Consider the following 18,202-nt stretch of genomic DNA (forward strand, 5'->3'; position numbering starts at 1 on the left):
CCGATGAGCCCGCAGCTGCTCGTCTTCGGCGATTCACTCTGTTTCCACGGCCCCGAGGGCCCTTGCGCGGCCGACGACCCGCGCCTGTGGCCCAACGTCGCCGCGAACGCGTTGTCCGGCCAAGCCGATCTCGTCGCAGGCATCGGCTGGACCGCACGCGACCTGTGGTGGTCTCTCACTGGCGACCCGCGCGTATGGGCGGATCTGCGCCGCGTCGACGCTGTCGTGTTCGCTGTCGGCCACATGGACACACTGCCGTCGCCGTTGCCGACGTACTTGCGTCAGGGACTTCGCTACCTTCGTCCCGACGGCGTGCGTCGCGTTGTACGCGGTGCCTATCTCGCTGCGCAGCCACGGTTGTCTGTCGTGATGCGCGGACGTCCTCGCGTGCTTCCTGCGCGGCTGACCGTGAGCTATCTGGACCAGTCTGTCGAAGCCTTGCGCGCGTTGCGGCCTGAGTTGCCTGTGTTCGGAATGCTGCCGTCGGTGCACCGCGCCGACGCGTACGGACGCGTACACACGGGACGCGCCGAAGCAGCCGCTGCAATCGCTTCGTGGGCCGCGCGCCGCGAAGTGCCGTTGCTCGACACGCCCGGCGTGGTTGGCGAACATGTCTTGAGCGGCGCGGGAAATCCCGACGGCATGCACTGGGGATGGGCCGGACACGAAGCAGTCGGCACCGCGATGGCGAAACTCGTTGCCCCGCACCTCGGCTCCGGCCACGTAGGCTGACGACGTGTCGGTCGCCGTGGTCACGGACTCCACCGCGCACCTGCCCGAAGGCTTCGCCGAGCGGCACTCGGTGCGGGTGGTGCCCCTGCATGTCCTCGTGGAAGGTGTCTGTTCGCTCGACGGCCTCGAGATGGGGCCCGCCGCGCTCGCGGAAGCGCTGGGGGAGCGCAAGATCGTCACGACTTCCCGGCCCACCCCGGCCGAGTTCGCCACGGCCTTTCGGGCCGCGCTCGACGCGGGTGCGGACGCGGTCGTGTCCGTGCACCTGTCGAGCGAGCTGTCCGGCACCTGGGAAGCCGCCGTGCTGGCAGCGGAAGAAGTCGGCTCGGACCGGGTCCGGGTCGTCGATTCCCGCACCACAGCGATGGGTTTGGGATTCGCTGCCCTCCACGCCGCGGACGCCGCCGCTTCCGGAGCCAGCCCGGCGGAAGTCGAAGAGGTCGCGACGAAAGCGGCCGAGCGGTCGTCGACGTTGTTCGTGGTAGAGACGTTGGAACACCTGCGCCGCGGCGGCCGGATCGGCTCGGCCGCGGCGTTGCTCGGCACCGCGCTCGCGGTGAAACCGGTGCTGCACATGTCCGACGGCCGGATCCTGCCGCTCGAGAAAGTGCGCACGATGAACCGCGCGATCGGGCGATTGGTCGAGTTGTCCGTGCAGGCAGCGGGCACCGGACCGGTCGAATTGGCGGTGCATCATCTCGCCTCGCCGGAGCGAGCTGTCGAATTGGCGAACCGGCTCGAGGAAGCGATCCCGGGGTGTGCCGGGGGATGCGTGGTGTCGGAGATCGGCGCGGTCATCGGCGCGCACACCGGACCTGGCGTGCTCGGCGTGGTCGTGCAGCGCGCCTAGCTGGTTTCCTGGTTGCCGAATCGCGCGAGCAGGTGCCAGACGCGTTTGAGGTCTTGCTCGTCGTGGCCAGCGGCTTTCCCGAGTATTCGTGGATCGAGACGCCCTTCCTCGGCGAGTTCGGCACCGAGTGCGGTGAACTCCCGCTACGACGGTTCCGCTGGCCCACCAGCCGCCATCGTGGCGACGTGGGCGACCGCGCGTTCCCAAGCCTCCACTCGAATCACGGCCAAGACATCGTGATCGTGCGCTCGAAGGTGAGGTATCCGGCGCGCCGGAACGCGTTCGCCATCGGGACGTTGCCGAGATGTGTCGCCGTTCGGATGCGAGGAACGTCTTGTTCAGCAAGAATTCTGGTGCCCTCGGCGAGAATTTCGCCGAGGTAGCCATTGCCGCGATGCTCGGGCAGCGTGGCGACTCGCCATGCGGTAGGGCGCCAATTCGTCCTCGTAGTGCCGGATTACCGCTGCACGGGCGGACATCCGGGTCAGGTCGTCGCGGCTGTGCGCGTCGAGCGTTCCGTCCAAGCCGCGGATCTCTCGGAAGACCAGGCGGTTTGCGGCGGCGCGACCGGAGTCCGTGGCCGCCACTTGAAGCGCAACCGCTCGGCGAGCAGTCGCGCGCGGGTCTGTTCGAGCGCGCCCATCCGGTCTTCGACCGCGCTTCGGGTCTCGGCTTTTCCTCGCCAGTCAACGGGAATCATCCGGTTGCAGACCGGAGACCGGGTGCTGGCGGACGAGCGCGCCGGACGCGAACGCTTTTCGATCACCGGTGCCGCGCGCCAAACCCGCCAGTATGACCGCGTGCCCCGACAAAATCCGGCGCGGCACCTGAGCTGAAGGCCGAGTTGTCCCCAAGGGGCGGGTTGTCCACAGATCGCGCGGAACCCGCTCGCAGTCGGACCGGCCGACGCCTAGCGTCGATCGTGTGTTCGAGCCCTCCGCCCGAGACCAGGGCACTCCCGTCAACGTCAGGCTCACCTGGCTGGCCGACCAGCTGGCCGCGGTCCCGCACCTCAGCGGACCCGGCAGCGGGCCGGTCCGCCGCTGGCTGCCCCTCGGCCGTGCGGGCCGGTCGGCGCGCAGCCGGGCGAGTGTGTCGGCAACTGCAGACAGCCAGGAGGTGCCCGGCGGGGAACCGGATCCTCGCCTGCCCACAGGCATGGACGGCGCGGCGGTCCACTCAAGGCGGCACTCTCGCGCAGCAGGTCCGGAAGCTGCAGTTGCTGACAGTGCACCGCTACTGGGCGGCCAGCTGGCGGACGGTACGCCGCTCTTGCGGCCCACGGGTCGCAAAGCCCGGTTGTCTGCACTGGCCGACAACCCACCCCCGCCGGAAAGCTCCTTGCCCGGCGGCAAACTGGTCCGCAGCTGGCTGCCAGAACACATCGAGCATCGCCTGACCCGGCGCTGGCTCCCCGGTTCGACCGGCCTGCCCGGCTTCCTGGGCCGCCGGGGAATGATCTTCGCCCTGGCATTGCTGGCAGCCGCCGCCGTCATTGCCGGAGGCCTGGCCATCTTCGGCCGCTCGCCCGCAGCCGAGATCGCCCCGCCGCTCCCGACTGCCCGTGCGCAGGTGCCGCACGCGTCGAAGACGAACGAGAATCTGGTAATCAGCGTGGTCGGCCACGTGCGCTCGCCAGGGCTAGTCACCGTGCCGTCGGGTTCCCGCGTCGCCGACGCCCTCCGCGCGGCCGGCGGTGCCAACCCGGGCGTCGACCTGACCACGCTGAACCTCGCCCGCAGACTCACCGACGGCGAGCAGCTGGCGGTCGGCGTCCCAGCCGCGCAAGCGGCACCGGTCGGTTCAGGAGCCGCAGCCAGCAAGATCGACCTGAACTCCGCGACCGCCGAACAACTCGACAGCCTCCCAGGCGTCGGCGAGGTCACCGCCCGGCGCATCACCGACTGGCGCACGCAGCACGGCGGATTCTCGAGTGTGGAACAACTTCGCGACGTCGACGGCATTGGCGAGAGCAAGTTCCAAAAAATCCGCGAGCAGGTGACCGTCGGATGAAGCTGGAAACCGAGGAAACGGCCCGGCGCGACCACGATTTCCGTCTCGTCCCCGCTGCTGTCGCCGGATGGGTGGCCACCCTCGCCGGACTGCAACTCGGCTGGTGGATCGCGACAGCGATCGGTGCCGTAGCGGTGATCGGCGCGGCAGTGCTTCTAGTGCGCGGCCGTGCCAGATACCTCGGTGCCGGGGGAGCGCTGCTGCTGGTCGGACTCATTGCCGCAGTGCCAACCGCTCTGCGGATCCACGACGCATCATCCGACCCGTTGGGAGCCGCTGCCGCACATGGCGTCACAGCGACGCTGCGGGTCGAGATCAGCGAGCGCCCGCGGCCGATCCACCAAGCCGGATACGCCGACCAACAGGCGGGAACCCGGTCAGTGGCGATCCCGGCCCGAGTCGCAACGGCCACAGTGGACGGTCTGCCAGTCGAATCGACCGGCCGGGTTCTGTTGCTGGCACCGGTCGCGGAATGGAATCGTCTGCTGCCCGGCCAGGAGGTGACGACATCCGGTCGTCTCCTGCCCGCACGCGGCGGCGAACTAACCGCAGCAGTCCTCTCCGTGCGGGCCGCGCCAGCAGATATCGGTCCGGCACCGTGGTGGCAGCAAGCCGCCGCAGCTCTGCGGAACAGCTTGCATTCGCTGTGCGCGATCCTGCCGGAGGAACCCGCGGGCCTCCTGCCCGGACTGGTGCTAGGCGACACGAGCGCGTTGCCGCAACGGGTCGAAGGTGAGTTCAAAGCCTCCGGACTCACCCACTTGATGGCAGTGAGCGGTGGCAACCTTGTAATCATCGGCGGAGCCGTACTGCTGCTGTGCCGGTTGGTCCGAGCAGGTCCGAGATTTTCCGCAACAGCGGCTGGAGCCTGCCTAGTGGGATTTCTCGTCCTGGTGGGTCCTGAACCGAGTGTGGTGCGGGCTGGCGTAATGGGCGGCATCGGCCTGCTCGCGCTGGCCCTGGGACGGCGTGGTTCAGCGTTGCCCGCATTGGCCTTCGCCGTTTGTGTACTGGTGGCGTGGGATCCGACGATGGCGGGCAATTTCGGTTTCGCTCTTTCGGTTCTCGCCACGGCAGGGCTGGTGCTGCTCGCGCCGCGCTGGGCAGATTCGTTGGTGCGGCGGGGAGTCCCGCCCGGTTACGCCGAAGGGCTAGCCGTGCCGCTAGCCGCGTTCGTGGTCACCGCTCCCGTCATCGCCGGAATGGCGGGCACGGTCAGCCTGGTTTCGGTCGTGACCAATGTTCTTGCGGCACCAGTGGTCGCGCCGGTCACCGTGCTGGGAGTGCTGGCAACGGTCGTCGGCCCGTGGTGGCCAGGTGCGGGGCATCTGCTGATCCATCTAGCGGATCCGGAAGCCCGATGGCTGATCACCGTCGCCCGGCATGGCGCGAGAGCGCCGGGCGCGGCGCTCTCGTGGCCCGGAGGCTGGTGGGGAGGATTGTGCGCGGCGGTCCTGCTGGTCGCAATCGTGGTGGCGGCGCGGTTTCGCCGGCTGCGGCTGCTAGTGGCGATCGGACTGGTCGTCGTGCTGCTGACAGTCGTGCCGGCCAAAGTCTTGGTGCCTGGCTGGCCGCCGGACGGCTGGGCGATGGTGGAATGCGATGTCGGACAAGGAGATGCGGTCGTCCTGGCCACGGCCGAGCCTGGTCGCGCCGTGGTCGTCGACACCGGGCCGGAGCCAGGGCCGGTCGATGAATGCCTGCGGAGGCTGGGCGTCGAACGGGTGCCGTTGCTTGTGCTGAGTCACCTGCACGCGGACCACATCGGCGGTCTCGCCTCGGTATTCGACGGACGGGCGGTCGGGGCGATCGCGGTAGGGCCAGGGCGTGCGCCCGCGTGGGCGTGGCAGTCGGTCTCCGGCGAAGCGCGGCGTCGCGGCGTGCCACTGGTGCAGTTGAGCGACGGGCAGCGGCTGGAGTGGCCGGGGCTGTCGCTTGAGGTGATCGGTCCGCGCTACGCCACTACCCGTGCACCGGCGTTGCAGGACGGCACGATGATCAACAACAGTTCGGTCGTCCTGCGCGCCGACACCGCGGCTGGCCGGGTTCTGCTGACCGGAGACGTCGAGCTGGCCGCGCAGGCGGATCTGCTTGCCGAGGGCGTCGACCTGCGGGCAGACGTCCTGAAGGTGCCGCATCACGGGTCGAGGTATTCGCTGCCGCAGTTTCTCGCGGCGGTGCGGCCGCGCACGGCGCTGATCAGTGTCGGCGCGGGCAACGGATACGGACATCCGAGCAAGTCCACAGTGGACGTTCTCGGAACGATGGGAGTGCTGGTCACCCGGACCGATATCGACGGGGACACCGCCGTTCTGCCCGGAGGAAGCGGACCGGCGGTGGTGCGCCGGGGCGAGCCGCGGGGTCCGCCGCGGTAGTGCGGCGGACCCCGGGCCGGTGCGTCAGTAGCCGAGCGCCTTGGCGACGGCCGCGGCGGACGGCGGCACGGTGGCCCTCGGGCCGATGTGGTTCTCGACCGCGTCGAGGGTCTTGAGGCCGTCGCCGGTGATGAGGAGGACGGTTTCCGCGTCCGGGTCGAGCTTGCCGGTTTCGACGAGCTTCTTCGCGGTCGCCACGGTGACGCCGCCCGCGGTCTCGGTGAAGATGCCTTCGGTGCGCGCGAGCAGCCGGATGCCTTCGACGACCTCTTCGTCGGTGACGTCCTCGATCGCGCCGCCGGTGCGGTTGACCACGTCGAGCACGTACGGGCCGTCGGCCGGGTTGCCGATCGCGAGCGAACGGGCGATGGTGTCCGGCTTCACCGGCTGGACCACGTCGTGGCCGTTGCGGTACGCGGTGGAGACCGGCGAGCAGCCCGTGGCCTGCGCGCCGAACACCTTGTACGGGCTGGCGTCCACGAGACCGAGCTGGCCCAGCTCGCGGAAACCCTTGTCCACCTTGGTGAGCTGGGAACCGGAGGCGATCGGCACGACGATCTGCTCGGGGATGCGCCAGCCGAGCTGCTCGGCGACCTCGTAGGCGAGCGTCTTCGAGCCCTCGGAGTAGTACGGGCGGACGTTGACGTTCACGAACGCCCACTTCGGGTGCTCGCCGGCCAGTTCGGTGGCGAGCCGGTTCACGTCGTCGTAGTTGCCGTCGACGGCGATCAGGTCGCCGTCGTAGACCGCGGTGGTGAGGATCTTCGCGCGTTCGAGGTTCTTCGGGATCAGCACGACCGACCGCCAGCCGGCGCGGGCCGCCGCGGCGGCGGTCGCGTTGGCCAGGTTGCCGGTCGAGGGACACGCCAGGACCTCGAAACCGAACTCGCGGGCGGCCGCGAGCGCGACGGCGACCACGCGGTCCTTGAACGAGTGCGTGGGGTTGCCGGTGTCGTCCTTGACCCACACGCGCTTGAGGCCGAGCTCCTTCGCGAGCCGGTCGGCGCGCACGAGCCGGGTGCAGCCGGGTTCGGTGTTCGGGGTCTCCTCGACGGTCGAGGGGACGGGAAGGAGTTTCTTGTAACGCCAGATGTTGCGCGGGCCCGCCTCGATGTCCTCGCGGCGGACGCGGCCGAAGTCGTAGGCGACCTCGAGCGGCGAGAAGTCTTCGACGGAGACGAATTCCGGAGCGAGCGGCTGCCGGTGCCCTTCTTCCTTCGACACCAGTTCGACGGCCGGACCGAGGTCGATCGTCTTGTTGGCGGAGGTGGCGCTGAGGGCTGCAGTCATCGCGAGGTTCCTTTCCTCATCTGCCCCGCCGAAGCGGGCCGGAATTGGCACCGTGGTCGTCAGCTACCCCGCGATCGCGGGATGACAGGCTGTACGCCGGTTGCCGGGGCTTCGTCGGGCCGTTCCCTCTGCCCCTCTGGATGAGCGGTATTCGGTTGTCGGAGCGCCGGTGGGCGCGTCCTCGGCTACACCGTACGACATCCCGATCAGCTCGTGCCACGGAGGCGGCCCACATCACCGGAGCGGGCGGCCCGGCGGCCGGGTGAGAAGATGGCCGGGTGACCACCGCACCCGCGCCGCTGCACCTCGTCACGGGCGAGGAAGAACTGCTCATCGAACGGGCTGTGCGAGCGTCCCTCGACGCGGCCAAGGCCGCGGACCCGACGGCCGACCTCACGCGCATGCGGGTGTCCGATCTCACACCGCCTGTGCTGGCCGAGCTGGTGAGCCCGTCGCTGTTCGCCGAGGGGCGCGTGATCGTGCTGGAGTCGGCGCAGGACATCTCGCAGGAGCTGTCCGACGCGGTCCTCGCGTACGTGAAGGCGCCTGCCGACGGCATCGTCCTCGTGGTCGTGCACAGCGGCGGCGGGCGGAGCAAAGCCGCCAAAGCGCTGCCGGGCGCGTTGAAAAAGGCGGGCGCGGAAATCACCGAATGCCCGAAGCTCACCAAACCGGCCGAGCGCGAGGCGTTCGTCCGCAACGAGGTGCGCCGCGCGGGCGGCAAGATCGACGCCGCGGGCCTGATGGCGCTGCTCGACTCGGTCGGCTCGGACCTGCGCGAACTGTCCTCGGCGGCGACGCAGCTGGTCGCCGACACCGGGGGAGTCGTCGACGAGCGGGCGGTCCGCCGCTACCACACCGGACGCGCCGACGTGACCGGCTTCGCGGTGGCCGAGAAGGCCGTCGCGGGCGACCGGGCCGCCGCGATGGAGTCGCTGCAGTGGGCGATGCAGCTGGGCGTCCCGCACGTCCTGATCGCCGACGCGCTGGCCGACGCGGTGCGCACGATCGCTCGCGTGTCCGCGGCCGGGCGCGGCAACCCGAACCAGATGGCGGGCGAACTCGGCATGCCGCCGTGGAAGATCCGCAAGGCGCAAGGGCAGTCCCGCGGCTGGGGCCAGGACGGCCTGGCGACCGCGATGCGCGTCGTGGCGCGGCTGAACGCCGAGGTCAAGGGTGCGGCGGCCGACGCGAACTACGCGTTGCAGCGCGCGGTCCTCGACGTGGTCGCGGCCAAGGGAGACCGCTGACGTCCCGGCGCCGGGAACGCCTTGAGGAGAGCCGAGCCGGTCCCCAGGACACGGAAAGGCCCGGCAGCCGAAGCCGCCGGGCCTTTCCGAAAGACTGCGCTCAGAGCTGGTTCGCGCGCTTCGCGAGAGCCGACTTCTTGTTCGCGGCCTGGTTGGCGTGGATGACGCCCTTGGTGACGGCCTTGTCGAGCTTGCGAGCGGCGTCGCGCTGCAGTTCGAGGGCCTTGTCCTTGTCACCGGCTTCGGCGGCCTCGCGGAACTTGCGGATCGCGGTCTTCACCGAGGACCGGATCGCCAGGTTGCGCTGCCGCGCCTTCTCGTTCGTCGTGATGCGCTTGACCTGCGACTTGATGTTGGCCATGGAGGCGTTCCTCTTTCACTCGGTGAAGGTCGCTGCCGCGTTCGTGTGGCTCCGGATCAGTCCCGAGGGACTGCCGGGTTTCCTCCCTGACGGAATGCCGCACGGCAACAGTCGAAAATCTTAACAGCCCTGTTCGCGGCGTTGCCGACGGCCCCGGAGCAGGCAAACGCTCGGCATCGCGCCCCCGTCTCGGTTACGGTGGGGTCCGGTAGTGCCTAGGGTTCCGTCGCCTGCCCGTGGTCCCGCAGAGCGGGTCGCGAAGACAACGAGGGCGGGCGGGCCTGGTCCGAGCGGCACCTTCGGCGGGAGACAGAGCCCCGCCGTTCATCTGACGGGACAAAAGCCTGGAGGACCCGGTCTTCAGCGTGCGCTGAAAACCTGAAGGGGTCCGGATGAACACCACAGCCCTCGCCATGGTCCTCGTCGCCGCGGTCGTGCACGCCGTGTGGAACCTTGCCGCCAAACGGGTTTCCGGCGGCCCGCGGTTCGTCTGGCTGTACTACACGGTTTCCGCGGCGGCGATGCTCCCGGTGATCGCGGTCGCGCTGGCCGTCGAACCGGAACGTCCACAGTGGACCTGGCTGCTCGCCGCCGCGGGCACCGCGGTCCTGCACGTGGCGTACGGGATCGTGCTGCAGCGCGGATACGAGGTCGGCGACCTGTCCATCGTCTACCCGCTGGCCCGCGGGACCGGGCCGCTGGTGTCGGTGCTCGTCGCTGTCACGGTCCTGGGCGAACGGCCTGGCGTGCTCGGGCTGATCGGGGCGTTCCTCGTCGTCGCGGGCGTCCTGGTGATCAGCCTCGGCGGCGGCACCGGCAACGCCCGGGCCCGCCGCGCGGGGGTGTTCTACGGCGTCGCCACCGGCGTCGTCATCGCCGCTTACACGCTCTGGGACGCGCACTCGGTCACGTCGCTCGGCGTGCCTCCGCTCGTCTACTTCGGCGGCGGCGCGATCGGCCAGAGCATCCTGCTTGCCCCGACCGCGGCGCGCGGCCGGTCGGAGATCAAGCGGCTGTGGCGCGACCATCGGCGCGAGGTGCTGATCGTCGGGCTCGCCTCGCCGGCCAGCTACCTGCTGGTCCTGTACGCCCTGCGGATCGCGCCGGTCAGCCTGGTCGCGCCGGCGCGCGAGCTGTCGATCGTCTTCGGCGGGGTCGCCGCCTGGCTCGTGCTCCGCGAGCGCAACGCGGTCCGCCGCCTCGCCGGATCGCTGGTCGTGCTGGCCGGGATCGCTGCGATTGCGGTCGCCTGAGCCGCTCGGGTAGGCAGGAACCATGGACGTACTGAGCAGCCGGGTGCTGATCCACCCCCGCGACCACGAGGTGTCCACCGCGTTCTACCGCGACGCCCTCGGCCTCGCGATCGAGCGCGAGTTCCCCGGCGGCACGCGGTTTTTCGCCGGCGGCGGGTCGATCGAGGTGGTCGGCACGGGCGAGGAGGGGCCCGGTCCGGACGTCAATCTGTTCCTGCAGGTCCGCGATCTCCCGGCGACCCTGGCCGAACTGGCCGGACGCGGGGTCGAACCGGTGCGCGAGGCCCGGCGCGAGCCGTGGGGCACCGACGAGGCGTGGATCGCCGACCCGGACGGGCTGCGGATCGTGCTCGTCGAGGTCCCGGAGGACCATCCGTTGCGCCGCGACAAGCGCTAGCCCGGTTTCACGGCCCGGAGCTGGGCGGCGAGCGCGGCGAATCCGGGCGGATCCCAGGTCCAGGTCTGCAGGTCGGTGAATCCCGCTGCGGCGGCTTCGTCGGCCAGTTCGTGCCGCGTCACCGGGAGCCACTTCTCGTGTGCCGAAAGCAGCAGCCGTCCGCCCGGCCGGAGCACGCGGAACAGCTCGGCGAAGGCCGCCGGGCGGTCTTCCCAGAACTGGACGTTGTTCACGGTCAGCACGACGTCGGCGGACGCGTCCGCGCAGCCGGTCCGGGCCGCGCTGCCCGCGCGCACCTCGGCGCGGTCTCCGCAGCGGTCCGTGCAGAGGTCGCGCATCTGCGGGGAGGGTTCGACGCCGATCACCTCGCCGGCGAGTTTGCTCGCCGCGTCGAGGCCGACCCCGGGCCCGGGGCCGACGACGAGAACGGTCTCGTCGGGTTCGAGGCGCGCCAGGTCGACGATGCGGTGTTCGGTCGTGGCGTTGCCGATCGCCATCAGCTTGCCGCCGAGCCTGCCCAGCAGCCCGCTGGGATGGCCGAAAGCCCGGTCGAGCGCGGCGTCGAGGACGCCGGGGCCGGGCGGCGAGGGGGAGGGTGAAGTGCTCATGCTTCGAGGTCATCACGAGACGGGCGGGGCCGCATCGGGGATGACCCCCACCCGCACCCGGAGGTCCATGGGACGATGGGGTACGGACATCCCCCACCATCCCGAGGACAGCCCGAGTGACAGCGCCCAAGACGTTCGCCGACACCACCTTCACGCCGCCGGAGTTGATCCGCAACTTCTGCATCATCGCCCACATCGACCACGGCAAGTCGACGCTGGCGGACCGGATGCTGCAGCTCACCGGCGTCGTCGAGGAGCGGGCCATGCGCGCGCAGTACCTCGACCGCATGGACATCGAGCGGGAACGCGGCATCACGATCAAGGCCCAGAACGTCCGGCTGCCGTGGCAGGTGGACGGCAAGGACCACGTCCTGCACCTGATCGACACGCCCGGCCACGTGGACTTCACCTACGAGGTCTCGCGGGCGCTCGAAGCCTGCGAGGGCGCGATCCTGCTGGTCGACGCCGCGCAGGGGATCGAGGCGCAGACGCTCGCGAACCTGTACCTCGCGCTCGAGAACGACCTGCACATCATCCCGGTGCTGAACAAGATCGACCTGCCCTCGGCGGACCCGGAGAAGTACGCGGCGGAGATCGCGCACATCATCGGCTGCGAGCCCTCGGACGTGCTGCGCGTGTCGGCGAAGACCGGCATGGGCGTGACCGAGCTGCTGGACGAGTGCGTGCGCCAGGTCCCGCCGCCGGTCGGCGACGCGGACGCGCCCGCCCGCGCGATGATCTTCGACTCGGTCTACGACACCTACCGCGGCGTCGTCACCTACATCCGCGTGGTGGACGGCAAGATCACGCCGCGCGAGAAGATCAAGATGATGTCGACCGGCGCGACGCACGAACTGCTCGAGGTCGGGATCATCTCGCCGGAGCCGAAGGCCAGCAAGGGACTCGGCGTCGGCGAGGTCGGCTACCTGATCACCGGCGTGAAGGACGTGCGCCAGTCGAAGGTCGGCGACACCGTGACGTCCGAGCGGCACGGCGCGACCGAACCGCTGGCCGGGTACCGCGAACCGAAGCCGATGGTGTTCTCCGGGCTGTACCCGGTGGACGGCTCGGACTACCCGGAACTGCGCGAGGCGCTGGAGAAGCTGCAGCTCAACGACGCCGCGCTGACCTACGAGCCGGAAACGTCGGTCGCACTGGGCTTCGGCTTCCGCTGCGGCTTCCTCGGCCTGCTGCACCTGGAGATCACCCGGGACCGGCTGGAGCGCGAGTTCGGCCTCGACCTGATCTCGACCGCGCCGAACGTCGTGTACCGCGTGGTGCTGGAGGACCGCAGCGAGGTCGTGGTCACGAACCCGTCGGACTGGCCGACCGGGCTCAAGATCGCCGAGGTGCACGAGCCGGTGTCGAAGGTGAGCATCCTCGCGCCGTCGGAGTTCGTGGGCACGATCATGGAGCTGTGCCAGGCGAAACGCGGCACCCTGCTGGGGATGGACTACCTGTCCGAGGACCGCGTCGAGCTGCGCTACACGATCCCGCTGGCGGAGATCATCTTCGACTTCTTCGACACGCTGAAGTCGCGCACACGCGGCTACGCGTCGCTCGATTACGAGGAGTCCGGCGAGCAGGTGGCGGACCTGGTGAAGGTCGACATCCTCCTGCAGGGCGAGACGGTGGACGCGTTCTCCGCGATCGTGCACAAGGACGCCGCTTATACGTACGGAAACCGCATGGCGACGCGTCTGCGGGAACTGATTCCGCGCCAGCAGTTCGAGGTCCCGATCCAGGCGGCGATCGGCTCGCGGATCATCGCGCGCGAAACGATCCGCGCCATCCGCAAGGACGTGCTCGCCAAGTGCTACGGCGGCGACATCTCGCGGAAGCGGAAACTGCTGGAGAAGCAGAAGGAAGGCAAGAAGCGGATGAAAACCGTCGGCCGGGTGGAGGTGCCGCAGGAGGCGTTCGTCGCGGCACTGTCCACTGAGGACAACGGGAAGAACAAGAAGTAGCGTCACTTTCGGGTGAACGGCGGCTCCGGGTTTCCGGGGCCGCCGTTTTTTGTCGGTGGTGGCTGGTGTTCTTGGGTGCGACGGAAAGGACGTACTCATGACACTCACTGGCTGGCCTTCAGATTCACAACCGATGACCGTGCGGGATCTCGCCGCGCTCCCGGAGGACGGACGGCGGCACGAACTCGTCGACGGAGTGCTGTACGTCAGCCCCGCGCCGGGATTGCCGCACCAGCACGCGGTATTCCGGCTCTACGGGTTGCTGGAGTCGGGTTGTCCACCGGGAATGGACGTGGTCGGCGGTCCGTTCGCGGTGCGGTCCGGGGATCAGGTCGAACTCCGGCCGGATCTGGTGGTAGGCCGGGCCGGGGACTTCACCGATGCTGACCTGCCGGTGCCGCCGCTGCTTGTGGTCGAAGTGGTGTCGCCGAGCACCAGGATCCACGATCGCGTTACGAAGAAAGCGGTTTACGAGCGGATGGGCGTGCCGGACTACTGGGTGGTCGATCCGGCAGCGCTTTCTCTGACGGCATTCGAGCTGAGTGAGGACGGTTGTTATCAGCAGGTCGCGGAAATCGCTCGCGGGGAAACGTTCGAGACAGCGCGGCCGTTTCCGGTTCGAGTGGGGTTGGAGGCGCTTATGAACCGACGGTGATTCGGATCCGGCGGACGGGAGGGGAGTGGTGACTTGACGAGACGGTGCTGGTGACGGACCAGAGGTTTCGGCGACATCCGCGGAGGCGGTCGTGCGGAGTGCTGGCGGCGTGACCGGCGTTGGTCTGGCGGTGGGAAGAGGTCTCGCGCGGTCCTGGTGACGTTGTCGCGCGCGGTGGCGTGAGGTGTCTCAGGTGCGGTGCGCGCGGTCGCTTCTGTGCGGTGATGTGGCGTGACTCGGGCCGCAGCGCTGCGTGGTTCGCGTGTGGTGGCGCGGGGTGACTTGCGTGTGGTCGCGCTGCGTGGCTTGTGTGTGGCGGCCCAGGGTGTGTCTCGTGTGCGGCGGCGTTGGCGGCTCGCTTGTCATGGCGCGGGGTCGCTCATGTGGCTGGGCGAGGTGACGTGCGCGCTGTAGCTCTCGCGGGCGAAGCGTCCTGCCGTAGAGCCGGAGTTGGTTCGCGAGTCCGGCGGCCCTCACAGCCTTCGCGGGTCCGGCGGTGCTCGCGCGGGTCGAGCGGCGGGTTCGAGGTTGCCAGGTGACTCGCGGGTCTCCGTGAACGCAGCGGCTCAGCACTCCATGCCGCGATCAACTGCCCGGCGCGTCAACGGTCCCCGCTGGCCGCTCCAGCCGATGCGAAGGCCGTCGCATACCGCGACCGGCGTGACTGGGCTGGCCTGGCCTGGGCTGGGGACAGCTCAACCGTTCCCGATGATCTTGCCCACTTCCACGAACACCGCGGCCCGGCGTTCGGCGGCCATCACGCGGTCGTACTCCGCCCAGTCGTCGTGGGTGCCGGTGGCGGCGCGGAACACCTCGCGCAGCAGGGGCGGGAGGCCGTCGGCCGGGAAGCCGGGGTCGGGATCGTCCGGGCCGATCAGGCGGACCGGGCCGGTCACCGAGAGCCAGCGCCAGCCGCGGCGGAACGTGACGGTCGCGTGGCCGTTGCGGCGGAGCAGGGCGAGTTTGCGTGCGCCGCCGACGGCGACGAAGCCTACGCTCGGCTTGCCGGTCACCGGGTCGTCCAGGACGCCCGCGTTCACGACGGACGCGTGCACGGTGCCGTCGGCGCGGGTCGTGGCCACGGTGGCGAGGCCGTTCTCCTGCACCGTCAGCGCGCGGAGCTGTTCCAGGGTTGCCGTCATGCTTTTCTGCAACGCGGCGGCGGCCCGGCGCATTTCCGGTCCGGCACTAGGCTCGGGACATGTTCGATGATCTCGAGTTCCCGGTGATCGTGGCTCCGATGGCGGGCGGGCCGACGACTCCGCAGCTGGTCGGCGCCGTCACGGACGCGGGCGGGTTCGGTTTCCTCGCCGCGGGCTACCTCAGCCCGGAGACGCTGGACGCCCGGATCGCGCACACCGCCGACCTCACCGGGGGCCGGTTCGGCGTGAACCTGTTCGTCCCTGGCGGCCGGTCGGTGGCCGACCTCAGCGCGCACCGCGAACGCTTGCTCGCCGAGGCTGTCCGCTACGGAGTCGAACTCGGCGACCCGGTCTGGGACGACGACGAGTACCCGGCGAAGCTCGACCTCGTCGTGCGGCACCGGGTTCCGGTGGTGTCGTTCACCTTCGGCGCGCCGACGTCCGCCGAGGTGCAGCGGATCCACGAGGCGGGCGGCAAGGTCGCGGTCACCGTCACGAACCCGGAGGAAGCCGACCTCGCTGCCGCGCGCGGAGCCGACGCACTGGTCGTGCAGGGCTTCGAAGCCGGCGGGCACCGAGGGCTGTTCACCGACGATCCGGGCAACCCGGCCGGCGGCGAGGAATACGGTCTGCTCGCACTGCTGCGGTTGCTCGGCGCGCGGACGAGCTTGCCGCTGGTCGCCGCCGGGGGACTGGTCAACGGCGCCGACGTGGCGGCAGTGCTGGCCGCCGGTGCGTCGGCGGCGCAGCTGGGCACGGCTTTCCTGCTCGCGACGGAAGCCGGCACCGGCGACACCCAGCGACGCGCGCTCGCCGAAGCCGGCCGGCCGACGGCATTCACGCGCGCGTTCAGCGGACGTCCGGCGCGGGGCATGGTGAACCGCGTCCTGAGCGACCTCTCCGCCGACGCCCCCGCCGCCTACCCGCAACTGCACCACCTGAGCAAACCGGTCCGCGGGGCGGCCGCCAAAGCCGGCGACCCGGAGGCGATGTCGCTGTGGGCTGGCCAGACGTACCCCCTCGCCGGTGACGGTTCGGCGGCCTCGATCGTGGCCCGCCTGCGCACCGAGGCCAAGGCAGCGGCGGAACGGCTCGACCGGTTGCGCTGAGACCTCCGGCGGCGAGTGCTGCGACGGCTTGGCCGGTTGCGCTGAGTGCCTGCTGCGGCGGGACAAGGGCCACGACGGCTTGGCTGGTTCCTGCTGCGGCGGGCAAGGGGCGTGACGGTTTGGCTGGTTCCTGCTGCGGCGGGCAAGAAGCGTGACAGCTTGGCTGATTGCTGCTGTGGCGCGGCAAAGGGCGCGACGGGTTGGCGGGTTGCGTTGAGAGCCTGCTGCAGTGGGGCAGGGGTCACGACGGCTTGGCGGTCGAGTTGAGGATCTGCCGCGGTGAGGGCCGGGGTCGCGGTGGCTTGGCTGGTTGTGTTGAGTGCCTGCTGCGGTGGGGACCGGGGTCGCGATGGTTTGGGCGGTTGCGTTGGAGAGCCCGCCGCGGCGCGGGCAGGGGATCACAACGGCTTGGCCGGTTCCTGTGCTCCGGTCGCGCGTCGGAGTTCCTGGCCGTGGAATCCCTCAGCAGTCAGGCCTTCGCGGGCTGACTCGGCGGCGGAGCGGATCGAGCAACTATGCGTGATCCAGCCGCGGAAAGCTGCGGAGACAAAGTGCGCTCGTAGACCGGAAACGATGCCCGATCGTGCACGGACACCGCGCGAGTCCCCGAGCGGACGAGCCCCAGGAGCGACATCACCAGCAGCGCAAAAAAACGCGGGGGACGCCACCAAAAGGCGTCCCCCGCATCACAACCCGCTCAGCCGACTGGAAGCGATCAGTCCGAAGTGGACTTCAACCCGCCCTGCTCGTCGTCGCCGGAGCCGCGTTCCATTGCGGAGTGGCGTTTGCCGTAGGCGAAGTAGATGGCCATGCCGATCACGAACCAGATCGCGAAGCGCAGCCATGTTTCCGGCTTCAGGAACGTGATCAGCCAGATCGAGAACACCACTCCGATGATCGGGACCACCGGCATGCCGGGCGTCTTGAACGTGCGCGGGAGGTCCGGGCGCTTGTAGCGCAGCACGATCACCGCGATGCACACGACCACAAAAGCTAGCAGGATGCCGATGTTCGTCAGTTCCGCGGCCTCGCCGATGGGCAGCACGCCTGCGATCAACGCCGAAGCGCCGCCCAGGATCCACGTGATGCGGGACGGGACCTTGCGCACCGGATGGGTTTTCGAGAACCACTTCGGCAGCAGGCCGTCTCGGCTCATCGAGTAGCCCACGCGCGTCGCGCCCATCAGGAACGTGAACAGGACCGTCAGGATGCCGATGATCGCACCGACCGCGATGATCGCGCCCAGCCAGCCGAGGCCTACCTTCGCGAATGCGCTCGAGAAGGCCGCTTCCGGGTTGATGTCGGTGTACTTCACCATGCCGGTCAGGACCAGGCAGGCCAGCACGTACAGCACCATCGAGATCGCCAGCGAGTAGATGATCGCCTTCGGCATGTGCTTCTGGGAGTCCTGCGACTCCTCCGCCGCGGTGGACATGGCGTCATAGCCGAAGACCGCGAAGAATACCGTTGCCGCACCAGTGAAAGCGCCGCTCAGGCCGAATGGGAAGAAGTTGCTGTAGTTGCCGCTCTGGATGTGGAAGGCGCCGACCACGATCACCAGCAGCACCAGGCCGACCTTCAGATACACCAAGAGCGTTTCGAAGCGCGCCGCGTTTTTCATGCCCTGGTTGAGAATGAAGGCGATCAGCAGGCAGAGCAGCACCGCGAACAGGTTGACCTTGTAGGACCCGGACGGGACGCCCGCCGGTTCCGTTCCTGGTGCGCCGGACATCCAGTGCGGCAGCGACACGTGCAGGAAGCCCAGCAGATCGTTGAAATAACCGGAAATCCCGATCGCGACCACGGACACGATCGCGGTGTACTCCAGCAGCAGGTCCCAGCCGATGAACCAGCCGACGATCTCGCCGAGTACCGCGTAGCCGTAGGTGTAGGCCGAACCCGCGCGCGGGATGAGGCCGGCGAACTCGGCGTAGGAGAACGCCGCCGCGGCGCTCGCGATGCCCGCGATCAGGAACGAGATCAGCACGGCCGGGCCCGCGGTCTTGTTCGCGACCGCCCCGGCGAGCGAGAAGATGCCCGCGCCGATGATGCCGCCGACGCCGATCGCGGTCAGTTGCCGCAGGCCGAGCGTGCGCTGCAGGCCGCTTTCGCCGACGCTCTCGATGGTTTCGATCGGCTTCCGCCGGAAGATCCCGGACCCGGAGCCCAGGTTAGGGCCGCCGCGCGGAGCTGACATCGA

Annotated in this window: 16 protein-coding genes, 1 pseudogene and 1 riboswitch; of the genes and pseudogenes, 11 read left to right on the top strand and 6 right to left on the bottom strand. The window is 69.5% G+C overall.

Annotated features, from left to right (window positions below):
* The first annotated feature begins 3 nt into the window (after positions 1-3).
* Positions 4-732 (top strand): diglucosylglycerate octanoyltransferase, encoded by a 729-nt coding sequence (gene octT, locus EIZ45_RS34910; RefSeq protein WP_134663034.1) that lies wholly within the window; start codon positions 4-6, stop codon positions 730-732.
* 4 nt (positions 733-736) lie between these two features.
* Complete coding sequence (locus tag EIZ45_RS34915; protein WP_037813714.1) at positions 737-1,582, top strand: DegV family protein; 846 nt, start codon at positions 737-739, stop codon at positions 1,580-1,582.
* Positions 1,583-1,802: 220 nt separating this feature from the next.
* Here EIZ45_RS34915 and EIZ45_RS47730 read toward each other — a convergent pair.
* Positions 1,803-1,994 (bottom strand): annotated as a pseudogene (locus EIZ45_RS47730) (GNAT family N-acetyltransferase); the annotation flags it as partial.
* A 37-nt stretch (positions 1,995-2,031) separates the two neighbouring features.
* Here EIZ45_RS47730 and EIZ45_RS34925 point away from each other — a divergent pair.
* From EIZ45_RS34925 to EIZ45_RS34940, 3 genes are all read left to right on the top strand, one after another.
* The gene (locus EIZ45_RS34925) at positions 2,032-2,418 is read left to right on the top strand and encodes a hypothetical protein (protein WP_134732984.1); all 387 of its coding nucleotides are present in this window, start codon (positions 2,032-2,034) and stop codon (positions 2,416-2,418) included.
* Positions 2,419-2,881: 463 nt separating this feature from the next.
* Entirely contained in the window at positions 2,882-3,595 is a 714-nt protein-coding gene (locus EIZ45_RS34935; RefSeq protein ID WP_370318227.1) for a helix-hairpin-helix domain-containing protein, read from the top strand.
* Complete coding sequence (locus EIZ45_RS34940) at positions 3,592-5,970, top strand: ComEC/Rec2 family competence protein (protein WP_134663032.1); 2,379 nt, start codon at positions 3,592-3,594, stop codon at positions 5,968-5,970. The genes EIZ45_RS34935 and EIZ45_RS34940 overlap by 4 nt, the downstream gene beginning before the upstream one ends.
* Positions 5,971-5,994: 24 nt before the next feature.
* Here EIZ45_RS34940 and thrC read toward each other — a convergent pair whose 3' ends face one another.
* Positions 5,995-7,260 carry a threonine synthase gene (gene thrC / locus EIZ45_RS34945; protein ID WP_134663031.1) on the bottom strand — a complete coding sequence of 422 codons (1,266 nt, stop codon included), beginning with the start codon at positions 7,258-7,260 and terminating at the stop codon, positions 5,995-5,997.
* Between the two features lie 13 nt (positions 7,261-7,273).
* Positions 7,274-7,407, bottom strand: a riboswitch (SAM riboswitch).
* A gap of 131 nt (positions 7,408-7,538) precedes the next feature.
* Between thrC and holA the strand changes: the two genes are divergently transcribed.
* The gene (gene holA / locus EIZ45_RS34950) at positions 7,539-8,510 is read left to right on the top strand and encodes a DNA polymerase III subunit delta (RefSeq protein WP_037813709.1); all 972 of its coding nucleotides are present in this window, start codon (positions 7,539-7,541) and stop codon (positions 8,508-8,510) included.
* A gap of 100 nt (positions 8,511-8,610) precedes the next feature.
* On the opposite strand, the gene rpsT is transcribed toward holA, so the two are convergent.
* Positions 8,611-8,871, bottom strand: coding sequence for a 30S ribosomal protein S20 (rpsT, locus tag EIZ45_RS34955; protein WP_009081037.1), 261 nt, complete (start codon positions 8,869-8,871; stop codon positions 8,611-8,613).
* A gap of 392 nt (positions 8,872-9,263) precedes the next feature.
* On the opposite strand from rpsT, the gene EIZ45_RS34960 reads away from it, so the two are divergent.
* Positions 9,264-10,124: a DMT family transporter gene (locus tag EIZ45_RS34960; RefSeq protein WP_037813707.1), complete on the top strand. Its 861-nt coding sequence runs from the start codon at positions 9,264-9,266 to the stop codon at positions 10,122-10,124.
* A gap of 22 nt (positions 10,125-10,146) precedes the next feature.
* Positions 10,147-10,521, top strand: a complete 375-nt coding sequence (locus tag EIZ45_RS34965; protein ID WP_037813704.1) for a VOC family protein — start codon at positions 10,147-10,149, stop codon at positions 10,519-10,521.
* On the opposite strand, the gene EIZ45_RS34970 is transcribed toward EIZ45_RS34965, so the two are convergent.
* Complete coding sequence (locus EIZ45_RS34970) at positions 10,518-11,129, bottom strand: class I SAM-dependent methyltransferase (protein ID WP_037813703.1); 612 nt, start codon at positions 11,127-11,129, stop codon at positions 10,518-10,520. The two genes, EIZ45_RS34965 and EIZ45_RS34970, sit on opposite strands and share 4 nt — an antisense overlap.
* A 116-nt stretch (positions 11,130-11,245) precedes the next feature.
* Here EIZ45_RS34970 and lepA point away from each other — a divergent pair, with 116 nt between their 5' ends.
* Together lepA and EIZ45_RS34980 are read left to right on the top strand one after the other, a co-directional pair.
* The gene (gene lepA, locus EIZ45_RS34975) at positions 11,246-13,096 is read left to right on the top strand and encodes a translation elongation factor 4 (RefSeq protein WP_037813702.1); all 1,851 of its coding nucleotides are present in this window, start codon (positions 11,246-11,248) and stop codon (positions 13,094-13,096) included.
* Positions 13,097-13,229: 133 nt separating this feature from the next.
* Positions 13,230-13,751, top strand: a complete 522-nt coding sequence (locus EIZ45_RS34980) for a Uma2 family endonuclease (RefSeq protein ID WP_240690628.1) — start codon at positions 13,230-13,232, stop codon at positions 13,749-13,751.
* Positions 13,752-14,446: 695 nt separating this feature from the next.
* On the opposite strand, the gene EIZ45_RS34985 is transcribed toward EIZ45_RS34980, so the two are convergent.
* Positions 14,447-14,893 carry a pyridoxamine 5'-phosphate oxidase family protein gene (locus EIZ45_RS34985; protein WP_134663029.1) on the bottom strand — a complete coding sequence of 149 codons (447 nt, stop codon included), beginning with the start codon at positions 14,891-14,893 and terminating at the stop codon, positions 14,447-14,449.
* Positions 14,894-14,952: 59 nt separating this feature from the next.
* On the opposite strand from EIZ45_RS34985, the gene EIZ45_RS34990 reads away from it, so the two are divergent.
* The gene (locus EIZ45_RS34990) at positions 14,953-16,002 is read left to right on the top strand and encodes a nitronate monooxygenase family protein (protein WP_037813700.1); all 1,050 of its coding nucleotides are present in this window, start codon (positions 14,953-14,955) and stop codon (positions 16,000-16,002) included.
* Positions 16,003-16,717: 715 nt separating this feature from the next.
* Here EIZ45_RS34990 and EIZ45_RS34995 read toward each other — a convergent pair.
* Positions 16,718-18,199 (bottom strand): amino acid permease, encoded by a 1,482-nt coding sequence (locus tag EIZ45_RS34995; RefSeq protein WP_037813699.1) that lies wholly within the window; start codon positions 18,197-18,199, stop codon positions 16,718-16,720.
* Between the last annotated feature and the right edge of the window lie 3 nt (positions 18,200-18,202).

It is taken from the genome of Amycolatopsis sp. CFH S0740, assembly GCF_004522315.1.
GTDB lineage: Bacteria > Actinomycetota > Actinomycetes > Mycobacteriales > Pseudonocardiaceae > Amycolatopsis > Amycolatopsis nivea.

Coding starts and splice junctions, on each gene's coding strand:
- octT (WP_134663034.1), top strand. CDS start 4: ATGAGCCCGCAGCTGCTCGTCTTCGGCGATTCACTCTGTTTCCACGGC.
- EIZ45_RS34940 (WP_134663032.1), top strand. CDS start 3,592: ATGAAGCTGGAAACCGAGGAAACGGCCCGGCGCGACCACGATTTCCGT.
- thrC (WP_134663031.1), bottom strand. CDS start 7,260: ATGACTGCAGCCCTCAGCGCCACCTCCGCCAACAAGACGATCGACCTC.
- rpsT (WP_009081037.1), bottom strand. CDS start 8,871: ATGGCCAACATCAAGTCGCAGGTCAAGCGCATCACGACGAACGAGAAG.
- EIZ45_RS34960 (WP_037813707.1), top strand. CDS start 9,264: ATGAACACCACAGCCCTCGCCATGGTCCTCGTCGCCGCGGTCGTGCAC.
- EIZ45_RS34965 (WP_037813704.1), top strand. CDS start 10,147: ATGGACGTACTGAGCAGCCGGGTGCTGATCCACCCCCGCGACCACGAG.
- EIZ45_RS34970 (WP_037813703.1), bottom strand. CDS start 11,129: ATGAGCACTTCACCCTCCCCCTCGCCGCCCGGCCCCGGCGTCCTCGAC.
- EIZ45_RS34980 (WP_240690628.1), top strand. CDS start 13,230: ATGACCGTGCGGGATCTCGCCGCGCTCCCGGAGGACGGACGGCGGCAC.
- EIZ45_RS34985 (WP_134663029.1), bottom strand. CDS start 14,893: ATGACGGCAACCCTGGAACAGCTCCGCGCGCTGACGGTGCAGGAGAAC.
- EIZ45_RS34990 (WP_037813700.1), top strand. CDS start 14,953: ATGTTCGATGATCTCGAGTTCCCGGTGATCGTGGCTCCGATGGCGGGC.
- EIZ45_RS34995 (WP_037813699.1), bottom strand. CDS start 18,199: ATGTCAGCTCCGCGCGGCGGCCCTAACCTGGGCTCCGGGTCCGGGATC.